At 65.8% G+C, this 16,120-nt stretch carries 18 protein-coding genes; 12 read left to right on the top strand and 6 right to left on the bottom strand.

Annotated elements, in window-relative coordinates; translation table 11 throughout:
• On the bottom strand, window positions 1–255 hold a 255-nt coding region (locus AC1DJT_RS13170), incomplete at its 3' end, for an Lrp/AsnC family transcriptional regulator (RefSeq protein WP_476834202.1).
• A gap of 119 nt (window positions 256–374) precedes the next feature.
• Between AC1DJT_RS13170 and AC1DJT_RS13165 the strand changes: the two genes are divergently transcribed.
• The 9 genes from AC1DJT_RS13165 (at window position 375) to AC1DJT_RS13125 (ending at window position 11,714) form a co-directional block, all read left to right on the top strand.
• Entirely contained in the window at window positions 375–1,502 is a 1,128-nt protein-coding gene (locus AC1DJT_RS13165; protein ID WP_476834201.1) for a saccharopine dehydrogenase family protein, read from the top strand.
• 222 nt (window positions 1,503–1,724) lie between these two features.
• Complete coding sequence (locus tag AC1DJT_RS13160) at window positions 1,725–3,212, top strand: M81 family metallopeptidase (RefSeq protein ID WP_441504736.1); 1,488 nt, start codon at window positions 1,725–1,727, stop codon at window positions 3,210–3,212.
• Between the two features lie 171 nt (window positions 3,213–3,383).
• Window positions 3,384–5,048, top strand: coding sequence for an amidohydrolase (locus tag AC1DJT_RS13155; RefSeq protein ID WP_476834200.1), 1,665 nt, complete (start codon window positions 3,384–3,386; stop codon window positions 5,046–5,048).
• A 148-nt stretch (window positions 5,049–5,196) separates the two neighbouring features.
• Window positions 5,197–6,783: an ABC transporter substrate-binding protein gene (locus AC1DJT_RS13150; RefSeq protein ID WP_476834204.1), complete on the top strand. Its 1,587-nt coding sequence runs from the start codon at window positions 5,197–5,199 to the stop codon at window positions 6,781–6,783.
• A gap of 103 nt (window positions 6,784–6,886) precedes the next feature.
• Window positions 6,887–7,822, top strand: a complete 936-nt coding sequence (locus AC1DJT_RS13145; protein WP_476768171.1) for an ABC transporter permease — start codon at window positions 6,887–6,889, stop codon at window positions 7,820–7,822.
• A gap of 8 nt (window positions 7,823–7,830) precedes the next feature.
• A complete protein-coding gene (locus AC1DJT_RS13140) occupies window positions 7,831–8,652 on the top strand; it encodes an ABC transporter permease (RefSeq protein ID WP_476768172.1) in 822 nt (273 codons plus the stop codon).
• Window positions 8,653–8,663: 11 nt separating this feature from the next.
• Window positions 8,664–9,644, top strand: a complete 981-nt coding sequence (locus AC1DJT_RS13135) for an ABC transporter ATP-binding protein (protein ID WP_476834203.1) — start codon at window positions 8,664–8,666, stop codon at window positions 9,642–9,644.
• The gene (locus AC1DJT_RS13130; protein WP_476768173.1) at window positions 9,637–10,620 is read left to right on the top strand and encodes an ABC transporter ATP-binding protein; all 984 of its coding nucleotides are present in this window, start codon (window positions 9,637–9,639) and stop codon (window positions 10,618–10,620) included. The genes AC1DJT_RS13135 and AC1DJT_RS13130 overlap by 8 nt, the downstream gene beginning before the upstream one ends.
• Window positions 10,621–10,724: 104 nt before the next feature.
• Window positions 10,725–11,714, top strand: coding sequence for a succinylglutamate desuccinylase/aspartoacylase family protein (locus AC1DJT_RS13125; protein WP_476768174.1), 990 nt, complete (start codon window positions 10,725–10,727; stop codon window positions 11,712–11,714).
• Between the two features lie 50 nt (window positions 11,715–11,764).
• Here the strand turns inward: AC1DJT_RS13125 and AC1DJT_RS13120 are convergent, their stop codons facing one another.
• From AC1DJT_RS13120 to AC1DJT_RS13100, 5 genes are all read right to left on the bottom strand, one after another.
• Window positions 11,765–12,109, bottom strand: a complete 345-nt coding sequence (locus AC1DJT_RS13120; RefSeq protein WP_476768175.1) for a hypothetical protein — start codon at window positions 12,107–12,109, stop codon at window positions 11,765–11,767.
• Between the two features lie 193 nt (window positions 12,110–12,302).
• Window positions 12,303–13,307: an ABC transporter substrate-binding protein gene (locus AC1DJT_RS13115; protein ID WP_476834199.1), complete on the bottom strand. Its 1,005-nt coding sequence runs from the start codon at window positions 13,305–13,307 to the stop codon at window positions 12,303–12,305.
• Between the two features lie 203 nt (window positions 13,308–13,510).
• Complete coding sequence (locus tag AC1DJT_RS13110) at window positions 13,511–13,687, bottom strand: hypothetical protein (RefSeq protein WP_476768177.1); 177 nt, start codon at window positions 13,685–13,687, stop codon at window positions 13,511–13,513.
• 3 nt (window positions 13,688–13,690) lie between these two features.
• Window positions 13,691–14,188, bottom strand: coding sequence for a hypothetical protein (locus AC1DJT_RS13105; protein WP_476768178.1), 498 nt, complete (start codon window positions 14,186–14,188; stop codon window positions 13,691–13,693).
• A gap of 50 nt (window positions 14,189–14,238) precedes the next feature.
• On the bottom strand, window positions 14,239–14,553 hold the full coding sequence (locus tag AC1DJT_RS13100; protein ID WP_476768179.1) for a hypothetical protein: 315 nt from the start codon (window positions 14,551–14,553) through the stop codon (window positions 14,239–14,241).
• Between the two features lie 326 nt (window positions 14,554–14,879).
• Here AC1DJT_RS13100 and AC1DJT_RS13095 point away from each other — a divergent pair, with 326 nt between their 5' ends.
• The 3 genes from AC1DJT_RS13095 (at window position 14,880) to AC1DJT_RS13085 (ending at window position 16,030) form a co-directional block, all read left to right on the top strand.
• A complete protein-coding gene (locus AC1DJT_RS13095) occupies window positions 14,880–15,125 on the top strand; it encodes a hypothetical protein (RefSeq protein ID WP_476768180.1) in 246 nt (81 codons plus the stop codon).
• A gap of 117 nt (window positions 15,126–15,242) precedes the next feature.
• Window positions 15,243–15,725: a hypothetical protein gene (locus AC1DJT_RS13090; protein WP_476768181.1), complete on the top strand. Its 483-nt coding sequence runs from the start codon at window positions 15,243–15,245 to the stop codon at window positions 15,723–15,725.
• A complete protein-coding gene (locus AC1DJT_RS13085; RefSeq protein ID WP_476768182.1) occupies window positions 15,722–16,030 on the top strand; it encodes a hypothetical protein in 309 nt (102 codons plus the stop codon). Before AC1DJT_RS13090 ends, AC1DJT_RS13085 begins: the two co-directional genes overlap by 4 nt.
• Window positions 16,031–16,120 lie beyond the last annotated feature (90 nt).

The raw sequence follows: 16,120 nt of genomic DNA, 5'->3' as shown, positions 1-16,120 counted from the left end.
CAGTTCCGCCTCGACCCTGGGAGCGAGCTTGGTCAGTGCGGTGATCAGGACATGGGCCTTGACCTGCCCGCGCTCATGCTCGTCGGAGAGCCGCGCCGTGTAGCCGGTGATGACGCCGCGCCGCTCCAGCCGTTCGATCCGGCTTTGCACCGTCGTGCGTGAGAGGCCGAGCTGGCGGCCGAGCTCGGCCACCGGCGCCCGGGCGTTCTCGGTCAGCAGGATAAGGAGCTGTCTGTCTGTGCGGTCGATCGGCATGATGCTGAGTACTTACGGCAGATCGCCGTAAAATCCCATATGAATCGTCGTGATGGCCGCTTCTATTCGACGAAATCGTCAGCCAGCATAGGACATCAACGAACGCACGGAGCGCCACAATGAAGGAAATCGTCGTTATTGGCGCGGGTAAGATCGGCCAGACCATCGCCGACATGCTCGGCAGCAGCGGGGATTACCGCGTCACGGTCGCCGACCGCTCCGAGGCGCAGCTCGCCGGCATCCGCACCAGCGCCACGGTTTCGACCCGCAAGGTCGATATCGCCGACAAGGAGGCGCTGACCGCCCTGCTCGAAGGCCGTTTCGCCGTGCTGAGCGCAGCCCCCTTCGATCTGACGACGCGGATCGCCGAAGTCGCGGCCCCGCTTGGCGTCCATTATCTCGACCTGACCKAGGATGTCGCCAGCACGAGGCGCGTCAAGGAACTCGCCAAGACGGCGAAGGCAGCCCTCATTCCGCAATGCGGCCTGGCGCCGGGCTTCATCTCGATCGTCGCCGCCGATCTGGCGCGTGATTTCGACACGCTCGACAGCCTCAGGCTGCGCGTCGGCGCCCTGCCGCAATACCCCTCCAACGCGCTCAACTACAACCTGACCTGGAGCACGGACGGGGTMATCAACGAGTATTGCGAACCCTGCGAAGCGGTCGTCAACGGCGAGTTGACCCTCGTCCCGGCGATGGAAGAGCGCGAGGAATTCTCGCTCGACGGCGTCACCTATGAGGCGTTCAACACCTCTGGCGGCCTCGGCACGCTCTGCGAGACGCTGGCCGGCAAGGTCCGGACGCTGAACTACCGCACGATTCGCTATCCCGGCCATTGCGCGATCATGAAGGCGCTGCTCCAGGACCTGCGCCTGGCMGATCGCCGCGACGTGCTGAAGGACATTTTTGAGAACGCCCTGCCGAGCACCCTGCAGGACGTCGTGGTGATCTTCGTCACCGTCAGCGGCATGAAAGATGGCCGCCTGCTGCAGCAGACCTATGCCAACAAGGTCTACAGCGCGACCGTCGGCGGCGTGACGCGCAGCGCCATCCAGATCACCACCGCTTCGGGCATCTGCGCGGTGCTGGACATGCTGGCGCAGGGCAAGCTGCCGCAGCAGGGATTTGTCCGCCAGGAAGAGATCACGCTCGATTCCTTCCTCGCCAACCGCTTCGGCAAGGCCTATGCGCGGGCCGAGGACGGCACCCCGGGCAAGGGCGAAATCGAGCGCAGCCGCGCGGCCTAGAGCATTCTGCGAAAAAGCGGCAACGGTTTTTCGCATGACTATGAGGTTCGATCACGTTTTCTGCGTCTGGGCGATTTCGTCCAGACGCAGCGCGGCCTAAGGCCGCGCTTGCGACGAACGGCAGGCGCTCCACGCAGGGAGCGCATGCTGTATACACATCTGGCATAGACCCGAACGACCGTTAAAAAGAGTCGAAAAGGGTCCGGGAGGGACACGAGGATTATGGCACGACGCGTTCTKGTCGCAGAGTTCATGCATGAGACGAACACATTCAGTGTTCAGCTCACCGGAGAAGAGGTCTTTCGCAACGCCGGCCTCTATCTCGACAACGAGATTCCCCCGGCTTTCAGCGGCACGCGGACATCGCTCGGCGCAGCCTTCGAGGCGGCCGAGAAGTTCGGCTGGAGCCTGACCCACCCCATCGTCGCCCATGCCAACCCTTCAGGCCGCGTCACCGATGCGGCCTTCGAGCTATGCGCAGGCAAGATCGTCGCGGCCTGCGCCGGCGTCGACGGTGTGCTGCTGCATCTCCACGGCGCCATGGCGACGGAAAGCTCCGATGACGGTGAGGGCGAGCTGCTCTCCCGCATCCGCGCCAAGGTCGGCCCCTCCGTTCCGGTCGTCGCGGTGCTCGATCTGCACGCGACGCTCACCCAGCTGATGGCCGACAGCGCCAATGCGCTGATCTCCTACCGGACCTATCCGCATATCGACCAGTATGAGCGGACCTGGCAGGCGGCCGAGCTGCTGCAGAAGGCGATGGATGGCGAGATCACGCCGACCGCCGCCGTTGCCCGCCGGCCCATCCTCTACGCTCTCGATGGCGGGCGCACGACCTCGCCCCCGTTCAAGGAGCTGCTGCGCCGCGGCGACGAGCTCGAGGCGAAGGGCGAGGCGCTGGTCGTCAGCGTCCAGGCCGGCTTCTCCTCGGCCGACGTCCACGATATCGGCCCCTCCGTCGTCGTCACCGCCAATGACCGCAACAAGGCCCAGGCCATCGCCGAAGAGCTGATGGATTATGCCTGGGAGCAGCGGCATTTCTCCTCGATCCATTTCACGCCCGTGGCCGAGGCCATGGTGAAGGCGAAGAATGGTGAGGGCCAGAACGGCGAGGGTAAGGCCGGCAAGCCGCTGGTGATCTCCGATTATTCCGACAATCCCGGCGCCGGCGCCTATGGCGACGCCACGAACCTGCTGCGCGCGGTCCTGGCCACCGGCCTGGAGAATGTCGCTTTCCACGCGATCTGCGACGGCGAGGCTGCGCTGCAGGCGCAGGCTGCCGGCGTCGGCAACACCGTGACGCTGATGCTCGGCGGCAAGGTCGATCCGAACATGGGCGGCGGCCCGCTCGAGGTCACCGGCCGGGTCGTCTCGATCACCGACGGCCATTTCATCGCTTATGGCCCGATGGGCGGCGGTGCCTGGCGCAGCTACGGGCTCAGCGTCATGCTGCGCATCGGCGGCGTCGAGCTCGTCATCATCACCCATAACGGCCAGGCGACCGACCTCGCGCAGTTCACCTCGCTCGGCGTCGACCCGACGCGGAAATCGACGGTGATCGTCAAGTCGATGCAGCATTTCCGGGCCGCCTTCGAGCCGATCGCCCGCGAAGTGGTCGAGGTCGATACCGGCGCGCTGGCGACGCGCAATTTCAAGGAGCGCCCCTACAAGAGCGTTCGCCGGCCGATCTTCCCGCTCGACGACATCTAGCGCCTAAAGCATCGGCCCGAAAAGTGGATTGCGGTTTTCGGGAAAACCGATGCGAACACAGAAGGTTAGATCATCGAACCGAATAGGAAATCCGGTCCGATGATCGAGCCGGGGGCTTTGGCCTCCGGCGTGACGTTCGGACTAAAGCCCTGACATGAATTCGGAGTTTCCATGACGCTCTCCGCTCAAACCCCGGCTCACCGCGCCCGGCCGCAGGCCGATCTCGTCCTCAGGAACGGCCCGATCTGGTGCGGCCGCGAGGACGGGGTCGTCGAGGCCCTGGCGATCTGGCAGGGCAGGGTGCTCGCCACCGGCAGCGATGCCGAGATCGCCGCCCTGATCGGCCCCGGGACCAAGGTGATCGATCTCGAGGGCCGGCTCGCCACGCCCGGCCTGAACGATTCCCACCTGCACCTCGTCTCGCTCGGCATGACCATGGACTGGGTCGACGCCCGCCCGGCGGTCGCGCCCGATCTCGCCTCCCTGCTCGATGCCATCGCAAAGCGTGCCGCCGGCACCAAGCCCGGCGACTGGATCCTGTCGCGCGGCTACGACCAGACCAAGCTCGATACCGGCCGGCATCCCTATCGCGAGGAACTCGACCGCGCCGCGCCGAACAATCCGGTCATGCTGATCCGGACCTGCGGCCATGTCTCGATCTGCAATTCGATGGCGCTGGRGCTCGCGGGCATCGACGAGGCCTCGCCGACCCCGCCCGGCGGCCTGATCGAACAGCAGAACGGTCGGCTCACCGGCATGCTGGCGGAAAACGCCCGCGCGCCGGTCTGGGCCGCGATCCCGCGCCCGACCGAGGAAGACCTCGTCACCGGCATCGAACGCGGCGGCAATTACCTGCTCTCGCTCGGCATCACCAGCTGCATGGATGCGGCGGTCGGCCAGCGCGGCGCCTTCGGCGAGATCTCGGCCTATCACCGCGCCAAGCGCGACGGCCGCCTGCCGGTGCGGACCTGGCTGACCCTGCTCGGCGACGAAGGCCGCTCGGTCGTGCCGCAATGCTACGAGGCCGGGCTGATCTCCGGCACCGGCGACGACATGCTGATGGTCGGCGCGGTCAAGCTCTTCCTCGACGGCTCGGCCGGCGGGCGCACCGCCTGGATGAACGCGCCCTATCTCGGCGAGGACAAGACCACCGGCGTGCAGATGTGCTCGAACGCGGATGTCGAGCGCCAGGTCATGGACGCCCATGTGAAGGGCTATCAGCTCGCCTGCCACGCCATTGGCGATGCCGCGATCGAGCAGCTGATCACGGCCTATGAGAAGGCGCTCGCCGCCCATCCCGATCCGGACCGCCGCCACCGCATCGAGCATTGCGGCTTCTCGACGCCCGAGCAGCATGAACGCATGGTCGCGGCCGGCATCTATCCCTGCCCGCAGCAGGTCTTCATCTACGATTTCGGCGATGCCTATGTGAAGGTGCTCGGGCGGGAGCGGGCGCTGTCGAGCTACCCCTTGCGGACCTGGTTCGATCTCGGCCTGAAGCCGGCGACGGGCAGCGACGCACCGGTCTGCGACCCCAATCCGTTCCCGAACTTCTACACCATGCTGACCCGCAAGACCTGGCGCGGCACGGTGATGGATGAGGCCCAGTGCGTCTCGATCGACGAGGCGCTGCAGGCCTATACCGAATTCGGCGCCTTCTCGCAGAAGCAGGAGGCCGTGAAGGGCCGGCTCGTGCCGGGCTATCTCGCCGACGTTGCCGTGTTCTCACGCAACCTTTTGACCGCAGCGCCCGAAGAGATCCTGAAGGACACGCGCTGCGATCTCACCATCCTGAACGGCAAGGTCGTGTTCGACCGCGCCGCGCAGAATGCCTGACCGGATAATTGCTCGGGGACAGCCGGCTAGACGACGGAGACAGACCGGAAAAACCAAGTAAGGTTCCGTACGGGACTGACCGGCGCCGCCCTTGAAAAGGGGGGCGCCACCAAAAAGATCAACGGGAAATTTGGGAGGATTTGACGTGTTGAAACGACTGGCTTTGACCACTGCCCTGACGCTGACGATGGCGTTCTCGGCCCAGGCGCAGGAACCGCGCCGCGGCGGCACGATCCGCTTCACGGCGCCCTATGCCGCATCCTTCGTCAGCAATGACAGCCATGTCTCGAACCAGATCCAGGACGAGATCTATGGTAACGCGCTGCACCGCGCGCTCTACAAGTGGGACTCGACCAACAACAAGCCGGTGCTGGAGCTCGCCAAGAGCGTGACCGCCTCCGCCGATGGCACGGTCCACACCTTCAAGCTGCGCGACGACGCGCTTTTCCATAACGGCCGCAAGATGACGGCTGACGACATCATCTGGACCTACACCCGGCTGATGGATCCCACGAAGAACTATCCCGGCGCGGCCTTTGTCCGGCGCGTCAAGGGCGCCCAGGAATTCCAGAAGGGCGAGGCCAAGGAAATCTCCGGCCTGAAGAAGATCGATGATTTCACCCTCGAGATCACGCTGATCGAGAAGGCCGATCCCGGCTTCCTGTTCCGCACCRCGATCACCTCGATCTTCCCGGCCAAGGAAGCGCAGGAACCCGATTTCTTCAACAAGCCGATCGGTCTGGGTCCGTTCAAGTTCGTCGAGCATGTTCCGGGCTCGCGCATGGTGCTGGAGCGCTGGGAGAAGTTCTACCAGGCCGGCAAGCCCTATGCCGACAAGGTCGTGATCTCGCCGATGGGTGAGGCGGCTGCCCGCGACATCGCCTTCCGCAACAAGGAGATCGACGTCTCGATCCTGGGACCGACGCAATATGTCGCCTACCAGGCCGATCCGAACCTGAAGAAGGGCATTCTCGAAGTCGCGGAAGTCTTCACCCGCAACATGGGCATGAACCCGAACTTCAAGCCCTTCTCCGACAAGCGGGTGCGCCAGGCGATCAATCACGCGATCGACAGCGACCTGATCATCAAGCGCCTCGTCCGCGACAAGGCCTATCGCGCCACCGGCTGGCTGCCGCTCTCCTCGCCGGCCTATGACAAGGACATGAAGCCCTACGACTTCAATCCGGAGAAGGCGAAGAAGCTCCTGACCGAGGCCGGCTATCCCGATGGCTTCGAGTTCGAATGGACCGCTTCCCCGAACGAGAGCTGGGGCGTTCCGATCGTCGAGGCCGTGATCCCGATGCTGGCCAAGGTCGGCGTCAAGGTGAAGATCAAGCCGGTCGAAGGCTCGGCGCTCGGCGGCATCGTCTCGAAGGGTGATTTCCAGGCCTATATCTGGTCGAACACCTCTGGTCCCGATCCGCTGACGCAGATGAAGTGCTTCTACTCCGCGACCCCGCAGAGCGCCTGCAACTACACCACCTACAAGAACCCGGCCGTCGACAAGCTGATCGACGAAGCCGCCGCGACGGACGATGCGGCCAAGCGCATCGACCTGCTGAAGAAGGCCAACGGCATCGTCTATGAAGACGCCCCGGTCTGGTTCTTCAACTACAACAAGGCAGTCATGGCCTATCAGCCCTGGCTGAAGGGCTTGCAGCCCAACGCGACGGAACTCGCCCTGCAGTACTACGAGGATCTCTGGGTCGACGCGTCGTCCCCGGCCGCGAAGTAATCTCTAAAACCCCGGCGCCCGGCGGCCTTCGCTGCCGGGCGTTCGCGGCCAAGAGTTCGCGGCCAAGAGTTCGCGGCCAAGGGTTCGTGGCCAGGAGTTCTGCATGCTGTCTTATGTCTTTCGGCGCCTGCTGCAGGCGATCCCGATTCTGCTCGCTGTCGCGGCGCTGATCTTCCTGCTGTTCAGCGTCATTCCTGGCAGCTTCGCCTCCAGCCAGATGGCTGACGGGCGCACCGTCATGGACGCGGAAGCCGTCGCCCGCATGAACCAGCAATTCGGGCTCGACCAGCCCGTCGCGACCCGGTTCGTGAAATATATCGGGCAATTGGTGACGCTCGATCTCGGCACCTCGTTCCGCACCCGCCAGCCGGTCTGGCACCTGATTGCCGAACGTCTCTGGCCGACCTTGCAGCTCGCCTTCGCCTCGATGCTGTTTGCGATCGCGATCGGCGTCCCCTTGGGCTTCCTGGCGGCATTGCGGCCTGGCAGCTGGATCGACATGGTCTCGATGGTCGCCGCCGTCTCCGGCCTCTCCCTGCCAAAGTTCTGGCTCGGCCTGATGCTGATGTATCTCTTCGCGCTGACCTTGGGCTGGCTGCCGAGCTTCGGCTATGGCGACGGTTCGCTGAAGAACCTGATCCTGCCCTCGATCGCGCTCGGCGTCGCGCCGCTCGCCCTGCTGGCGCGCACCACGCGCGCCTCCGTGCTTGAGATCATGAACGCCGATTTCGTCCGCACCGCCCGTTCCAAGGGCATGAGCGAGCGCCGCGTCGTGCAATGGCACCTGGCGCGCAATGCGCTCGTCATCGTGCTCACCACGGTCGGCCTGCAATTCGGCTCGGTGATCGGCCAGGCCGTCGTGGTCGAAAAGCTCTTCGCCTGGCCGGGTCTCGGCTCGCTGCTCGTCGACAGCGTCTCGCTGCGCGATATCCCCGTGGTGCAGGGCTGCATCCTGGTGATCGTGCTCTTCTTCCTGCTGGTCAACATGCTCGTGGACGTTCTCGCCGCGATCATCGACCCCCGCATCAGATACACCTGAGGGTGCCGATGAAATTCAGAGCCAATCTCGTGTTGGGGGGCGTGCTGTTCGCGGCCGTCGTCGTCGCCGGTACCTTCGCCCCGTTCCTCGCCCATACCGACCCGGTCATGGACGCCAACCTGATGAATGCCGAGATCCCGCCCGGCAGCGAATTCTGGTTCGGCACCGATGCGCAGGGGCGCGACATCTACAGCCGCGTGCTGCACGGCGCGCGCATCTCGCTGACGGTCGGCATCGTCTCGCAGTTGATCAACACGGTGATMGGCGTCGCGCTTGGCCTGTCGGCCGGCTACTGGGGCGGCTGGTGGGACGATCTCGTCAGCGGCCTGACCAACATGATGCTGGCGATCCCCTCGCTGATCTTCGCGCTGGCGATCATGGCGATCCTGACCCCGGGCCTGACCAGCCTCCTGATCGCGCTCGGCCTGACCAACTGGTCCTATACCTGCCGGCTCTCGCGCGCCTCGACGCTCTCGCTCAAGAACCAGGGCTATGTCCAGGCGGCCAAGGTGCTGGGCTACAGCGATATCCGCATCATGGTGACGCAGATCCTGCCGAATATCCTGGGGCCGATCATCGTCATCGGCACGCTTGGCATGGGCGGCGCGGTCCTGGCGGAAGCGTCGCTCTCCTTCCTCGGGCTCGGCATCCGTCCGCCCTTCCCGAGCTGGGGCAGCATGCTGTCGGATGCCCGCGACCAGATCACCACCGCGCCCTGGATCTCGGTCTTCCCGGGCTTGGCGATCTTCGTCACCGTGCTCGGGCTGAACCTGCTCGGTGACGGCTTGCGCGACATCCTCGATCCGCAGTCACGGGCGCGACGCGCATGAATGGGACGGGCATGAGTGGCGAGGCGCTTCTCGAAGTCGAGAACCTGCKGCTCGACCTGATCGTCGGCACCAGGCGCTTTCCGGCGGTGAAGGATGTCTCCTTCACCATCGGCCGCGGCGAGACGCTCGGCCTCGTCGGCGAATCCGGCTGCGGCAAGAGCATCACCGCGCTCTCGCTGATCGGCCTGCTCAGGCATCCGCTGGCCATCGGCGGCGGCAAGATCCGCTTCAAGGGCCGCGAGATCCAGAACCTCTCGGCCAATGAAATGCGCAAGCTGCGCGGCAACGCCATCTCGATGATCTTCCAGGAACCGATGACGGCGCTGAACCCGCTCTCGCCGGTCGGGCGCCAGATCGCCGAGATGTTCGTGCTGCACAAGGGCGCGACCTGGCACGAGGCCGAGCGCAAGGCTGTCGAGGCGCTCGCCAATGTCCGCGTCCCGGCGCCGGACCGGCGCGTCAAGGATTTCCCGCACCAGCTCTCGGGCGGCATGCGCCAGCGCGTGATGATCGCGATCGCGCTCGCTTGCCGGCCGGACCTGCTCCTGGCCGACGAGCCGACGACGGCGCTCGACGTCACCGTCCAGGCCGAGATCCTCGACCTGATCCGCGATCTCTCGGCGGCGCAGGGCACGGCGGTGCTGATGATCAGCCATGATCTCGGCCTGATCGCCAATATGTGCGCCCGCGTCGGCGTGATGTATGCCGGCCRCCTGGTCGAGCAGCGCCCGGCGCAGGAGGTTTTTCGCACGCCGAGCCACCCCTATACCAAGGGCCTCGTCGCCTCCTTGCCGCTGCTGGGCGCGCGCGCCCGCCATGGCCGCCACAAGCTCAAGGAGATCACCGGCGTCGTGCCGGCGGTGACGGCTTTCCCGGACGGGTGCCGCTTCAATCCGCGCTGCTATGCCAGGACCGAGATCTGCGTGGCGCAGGATCCCGGAGAGACGCCGCTGCCGCATGACGGCCTGGTGAGGTGCCATCATCATGAGTGACACGGGCGACCAGACCATCCTCAAGGTCGAGGACCTCGAGGTGAAGTTCGATCTCGGCGGCGGGCTGTTCGGCGGCAAGCGCCGCACGGTCCATGCCGTCGACGGTGTCGATCTCGTGCTGCGCAAGGGCGAGTGCCTCGGGCTCGTCGGGGAATCCGGCTGCGGAAAATCGACGCTGGCGCTCTCGATCCTCGGCCTGCAGGCGCCGACGCGTGGCCGCGTCATTCTCGACGGGCAGGATATCGCCGCGCCCGGCGTCGACCGCAAGGCCCGCGCCCGCATCGCGCAGATGGTGTTCCAGGACCCGTATTCCTCGCTGAACCCGCGCCAGTCGGTGCGGCGGACGCTGGAAACGCCGCTGCGCATGCACGGCGTGACGACGAAGAGCGAGGTCGACGACCGCATCGCCGAGATCATGCGCCATGTCGGCCTGCGGGCGGAGCAGGCCGAGCGCTATCCGCATGAATTCTCCGGCGGCCAGCGCCAGCGCATCGGCATCGCGCGTGCGCTGATCCTGAAGCCGAAGATCGTGGTGCTGGACGAACCGGTTTCGGCGCTCGACGTCTCGATCCGGGCGCAGATCATCAACCTGCTGCTCGAGCTCAAGGACACGCTCTCGCTCTCCTACATCATGATCAGCCATGATCTCGGGGTCGTCGAGCATATGAGCGACCGCGTCGCGGTGATGTATCTCGGCCGGATCGTCGAGACCGGCGACTGGCACACGATCTTCACTGAGCCGCGCCACCCCTATACCCGCGCGCTGATCGCCGCGATCCCCGACCCGTTCAACCACGGGCTGGCGGTAAAAATGTCGGGCGAGGTACCGAACCCGCTGGAGCCGCCCTCCGGCTGCCGCTTCCACCCGCGCTGCCCGGAGATGCGCGAGGGCTGCCGCGCCCAGCCGACGCCGCCGCTGGCCCCGATCGGAGGCGGGCATGAGGTCCGCTGCATCAGGGCCGCAGAACTCGTCTGAGCGGCCCTAAAGCATCGGCCCGAAAAGTGGATTGCGGTTTTCGGGACAAAGCCGATGCAAACAACCGCGACGGCATCGTTGATCATCCGAAGGACATAAGAACCATGGCGAAACCCATGCCGAACCATTCCGCGCCTCAGGCGACTGCGGGCCTCGATGACGGGCCGCTCGAGAGCATCCGTTTCACCGGCCTCAACGCCGGCCCAAAGCTGATCGTGCTCGGCGCCGTCCATGGCAACGAGACCTGCGGCCCCAACGCCATCCGCCGCGTCATCGAGGAGTGCCGCTCCGGCAAGCTGGTCATTCGCCGTGGCGAGGTCACCTTCCTGCCGATCGCCAATCCCAAGGCCTACCGCCTGAAGACCCGCGAAGGCGACCGCAACCTCAACCGCGACATGCGCGAGAAGCCGCTGCCGGCGAATTACGAGGACCGGATCGGCAACCACATCTGCGCGCTGCTGCGCCAGCATGAGGTCCTGCTCGACGTCCATTCCTTCCGGGGCGAGGGCGAGCCCTTCGTCTTCTTCGGACCAGAGGATAACCGGGGAGAGCTCGAGCCGTTCCGCCAGGCGCAGGCCGAAGGCGCCTTTGCCGCCTGCCTCGGCGTGCCGGTGGTGATCCATGGCTGGCTCGACAATTACGCCAGGCTGATCGCGGCGCGCGAGGAATTGAACCTGCCGCGCCTCTCGGTCACCGAGGGCTATGGCACGACCGAATATATGCGCTTTGCCGGCGGCTATGGCGTGACGCTCGAATGCGGCTCGCATGACGACCCGGCTTCGATCGAGATCGGCTATGCCGCGATCCTGAACGCGCTCGCCCATCTCGGCCTGATCGATGCCCCGGCACCGACCACCGCGGGCCGAACCGTCATCCACATCACGCAGGTGATCATCTGCGAAGCCGAGGGCGACAAGGTCGAGGGCGACTGGAAGACCGGCGACGCGCTCGCCAAGGGCCAGGTGATCGCGCGCCGCGCCAATGGCGAGGCCGTGACGGCGCCGGAGGACGGCTACATCATCTTCCCGAGCACGACGGCCAAGCCCGGCGAAGGCATCTGCTATTTTGGGGTGAAGAGCACGAGAACGCTCTGAGCAGCGGGCCCTGTCCGCGGGGCAGGGGGGCAGCCGCCCTCCGCTCCGCCTCAGAAGCAGGTGAAGGTATAGGTTTTCTGGGTCTGCAGCAGGCGGTCGGTCAGGCCGCCCGGCGGATCGGAATTGTCGTTGAAGTCGAAACCGTATGGACAGATCGTCGACGCATAGCGGTTCGCGAAGGAATCCATGCGCAGCACCACCGAGGCGCGCGGCTCGTCGAATTCGCGCTTGGTATGGATCTTCAGGAGATGGCTGTAGAGGCCGAGCTTCTCGACCGAGTACTTGATCGGCCCGGTCGGGGCATTGATGCCGTCGGGAATATCGATCAGCACGGAATTGGCGCAGCCCGACAGGGCCGCCCCCAGCGCCAGCGCGAGCAAGGCCTGACTTCTCATGGCGACTCAAGCCCCCGCGACCCGACAGCGACAAGCTCAGCATAGTCCGGTGCAACTGTCGATTTTCAAAGCGGCTTCAGGGGATATACGACGCGGCCCTTGATACGGCCGGGAGCCGTTGCAGTCTTGCCACGCGCATCGGCACGTGCCCGCTTCGGGTCGGCCTCACCTGCGTGGCAGCCTCGCTGCGAGATCAGTCGATGATTTCGTCGGCCAGGGCGATCAAGGCATCGGGTATGATCAGACCGATCTGCCTTGCCGTCCTGAGGTTGAGCACGAGTTCGAACTCGGAGGATCGTTCAACCGGCAGCTCGGAGGGCTTGGCTCCCTTGAGGATGCGAGCGGCATAATAGGCCAGCCTCTTKAAGCTCTCCTCGAGGCGAGGACCGAAGGTCAGGAGCCCGCCACTGCGGGCAAACGTGCTCCAGCCGGATAGGGCCGGGATCCGGTGCGCCGAGGCGAACGCGGCAATCTGCTTCTGGCTCTGCAGCATGACGCTGTCAGGCAGCACCACGAGCGCGTCCGGCGGATGCCCGGCGAGGCTTGCAAGCAGGTCGCCGACCTCCTGGACATTGCGCGTCGGAACCCACCGAAGCTCCATCCCGAGCTGGCGTGCCATGGCCTGGGACGCGGCGATTTCGAGCGCGGCGCCGGGATGGACGGGGTCGCCCATCAGGACGACACTCCTGGCCTGTGGCGCAGCCATCCGCAGCAGATCGAGCCGCTTCTCGTTCAACTCGATCGCCATGAAGCTGACACCGGTCAGGTTCCGGCTCGGGCGGGCCAGGCTGTCGGTGAGTTCAGCCGCGACGGGGTCGCCGCTGAAGCCATAGACGACGGGGATCTCGGTCAGCCCCCGCAGGCCGAAAATGGCCGTGCCTTGAGCGATGATCACATCGGGCCTGAGGCCGATGAGCTCGTCGACGACGGCCGACAGCCGTTCCGGATTCCCGTCGGCCGAGTGCGCGAGGACTTCGATATTCCGGCCCTCGATATAGCCTTCGGCCGCGAGGCCGCTTCGGAAGGCGCCAAGATAGCTCTCGACCTGAGCCAGCGGAAACAGGGAAATCCAGCCGATCCGGGCGGGCTTGCGCCCCGTTTGCGCATGGGCGGAATTGCCGGGAAGAACGAGGCTGACCAACAGAACAAGGCCGGCCAGGAGGACGGGGCTGAAAGCGAGACGCCAGCTTGGCTTCATCGGTCACTCCACAGAGCCCCGTCGGCGCCGCGCCCGCCAGGTCTCGGACTTGAACAGAGGAAGGCCACTCGTCGAATGATATGCCGGACACCGGCGGCTCCCCATCATACGCCTCGACGCGCCGTTGGGTAGCAAGCTCTGCCGGCTCTGAGGCTGCGGCAGGGCGCGGGGATAGCCGGGAGGATTGCGCTATCGCGCGGCGCTCATTCACCCGCGTCGCGATAGCGCTGGTCGAACCGCCGCTCGTCGCTGTGCTGCGACCAGTCCTCGTCGGGGATCGGCTTCCAGAACAGCACGCGGATGAACAGCATCAGCAGCGCCCCCAGGAGGATCAGGGCGACCAGCGCGGCGATCAGATATTCCAGGATGGTCGGTGCCATCGGTCAGCCTCCAAGCGGCAGAGCGTGGGGGATGTCGGCGCGGAACGGCACGGGCAGGCCGGCGGCCTGCGCATTCGCACCCGTCATGGTGATGATCCGGAACGGCCCGCCGGCGGCGAGCCGCGTCGCCTCCGAGCAGGCGAGGGCGCCAAGGCGCGCGATCTGCTGCTGGTCGAAGCCGGCGCCGCGCAGCGCCGCATCAGCGCATTCGCCCTGGTCGCCGGTGATCTCGATGATCGCGAGCGCCATCCTGCGGATGCTGTTTGTGTCCGCGAGCGAACGGGCCTGCGCCCAGTTGCTGCGGAGATCCTCCAGCGCCTCGGCAAAACTTGGCCCACGGCCATGGATGCAGTGGCCGGCAGCGATCCCCTCGGGGTAGAGCACGCCGCGCACGGCCGATTCATCCGGGTGCTCGGTGCTGACCGAGAGATCGGCCCAGGCCGCAGGCCCGGCTTCCCCCGCAATGGTGCGTAAAGCGCTCCTGATGGCGATCGGCGTCATCTGCGAATCCTCTGGGGGAAGGGCTGGAAGGCTCGTCATCGCCATGGCGCTCACTCCGCGGCCTCAAGGCGCCGGGCGCGGGTGAAATCGGCGTAAGCTGCGGCGCGGGCATCGGGGCTCGTCGCCTCGATCATCGCCTCATGCAGCTGGCTGAATTTTCGTAGCGCCTGGATCGCGATCCATTCCTGCGCCATGCCCCAGCGCCAGTCCTCGGCTCGGACAGTCTTGCCGTCGCTGGTCATCGCCTGGAGATCGAAGAAGGTGGCGTCCGCGTCGGTGCCGATGACCAGCTCGTAAAACCCCTCCGACCGGTCGTCATGGCCGAGCTCCAGCGTCTCGATACTCACCGGGAAGCTGCGGGCCATCTCAGGCCCCGACCGGTGCGGCGACGAGGCTGGCGCAGCGCGGCGAGAGATCAGCCGCCAGCCGCCCGATGCGCGCCCCTTCGCCGTCCGTGGTGACCAAATTGATCTCGCTCATCCCCATCATCCCGCTCTCCTCCGGGGAGGGCGCTGCCTGCCCGATGGGCGGCGCGCCTCTCCGTTCGATGTCGAAACGATAACTTAAATTATCGCCATGTCAATAATGAAGGTTATCGAAATCGGCGGGGGGCGAGCCGTCGAAACCGACTCGACTTGTCCTCCGCCCTCTGGCTTAAATGAGAACGAAACAGGAACGAAAGGGATGTGTGATGAGCCTGGCCTATTCGGGAAGTGGTGAGCGGCCCGAACTGTCTTACGTCGCGTCGCTGGACATCCAATGCGAGGATTGCGGGCGCACGAAGCGGATGTGGCCGGGCGCAATCCAGGAGGTGATCGGGCAGGGGACGCGCACCCTGATGGGCCTGCACAGCCGGCTCTCCTGCTCGGTCTGCCGCGAGCGCGGCGGGCTCGGCAAGAACATCACCCTCGTGCCGATCTTCAGGAGGAGCGCATGACTATTCCAGCGAACCGACTGCAGGCCGTCCAGAAGCGGAACATGGCCGGCGGCGCCCTGGCGCGCCCTACAACAGGATCGTTAGATACTGTTGTATGTGATTGTGATTGTGATTGGCATGCCTGCAGCATCTGCCGCGGCAATGCCCCAGCACATGCTGCAGCATGTGCCCCGGCATATGCCGCAGCTATGCTGCAGCATCCCGCCGATCGATCAGACCCCCGTCGCGTTCGCGCCGTTCTTCGGGGGCTTCGTGCCCGAGACGATCGGCCTGTCCGGCGAGGCGCGAAACGCCATCCGTGAGTGCATCCAGAACAGCGTCAGTCCCGCGGGCGGGGATGCCAGCGGAGGGCTGAAGACGCCGCCGGCACTGGCGCGGCTGCTGGAGATCAGAGCGGCGGCGAGGGCGTTGCTGGACATCCGATGCGAGGATGGCGGGCGCGCGAAGCGGATGTGGCCGGGCGCGAGCCAGGAGGGGATCGGGCAGGGGACGCGCACCCTGATGCGCCCCGACAATCGGCTCTCCTGCTCGGTCTGCCGCGAGCGCGGCGGGCTCGGCAAGACCATCACCCTCGTGCCGACCTTCAGGTGGAGCGCATGAACCGCCATTGGACCGACGGGCTCGAGCAAGCCACGCAGTTCGTCATCTTCCCGCCGCTCGGCCGCGAGGCGGAGTTCGGCGCGGCCAAGCCTCGCCTGCTCGCTCATCTCAAGGCCCGCTTCCCCGACTACAGCTTCGGCCTCACCGCGGTCGCCATGGACGACGAGATCAGCATCCTGCCGGTCTGCGGAACCGTAGGCGACGATGCGAGCGGCAGGCTGAAGAAGCCGCCGGCGATGGCGAGGATGCTGGAGATCAAGGCGGCGGTGGGGGCGTTCGATCCGGGGCGAGCGGGGCTGAGTTAGGGGGAGGGCAATGGGAAGTTCGATTTGAGACTCTTGAGGAACGGTGTCTGGGTGCCGGAGTTGGCCCTTCGCTGACGCGGCACATGTCCG

This window comes from Allobosea sp. 05T422_2, assembly GCF_056396265.1.
The sequence above is the reverse complement of the archived record's forward strand: the minus strand, read 5'-3'. Positions and strand labels throughout refer to the sequence as shown.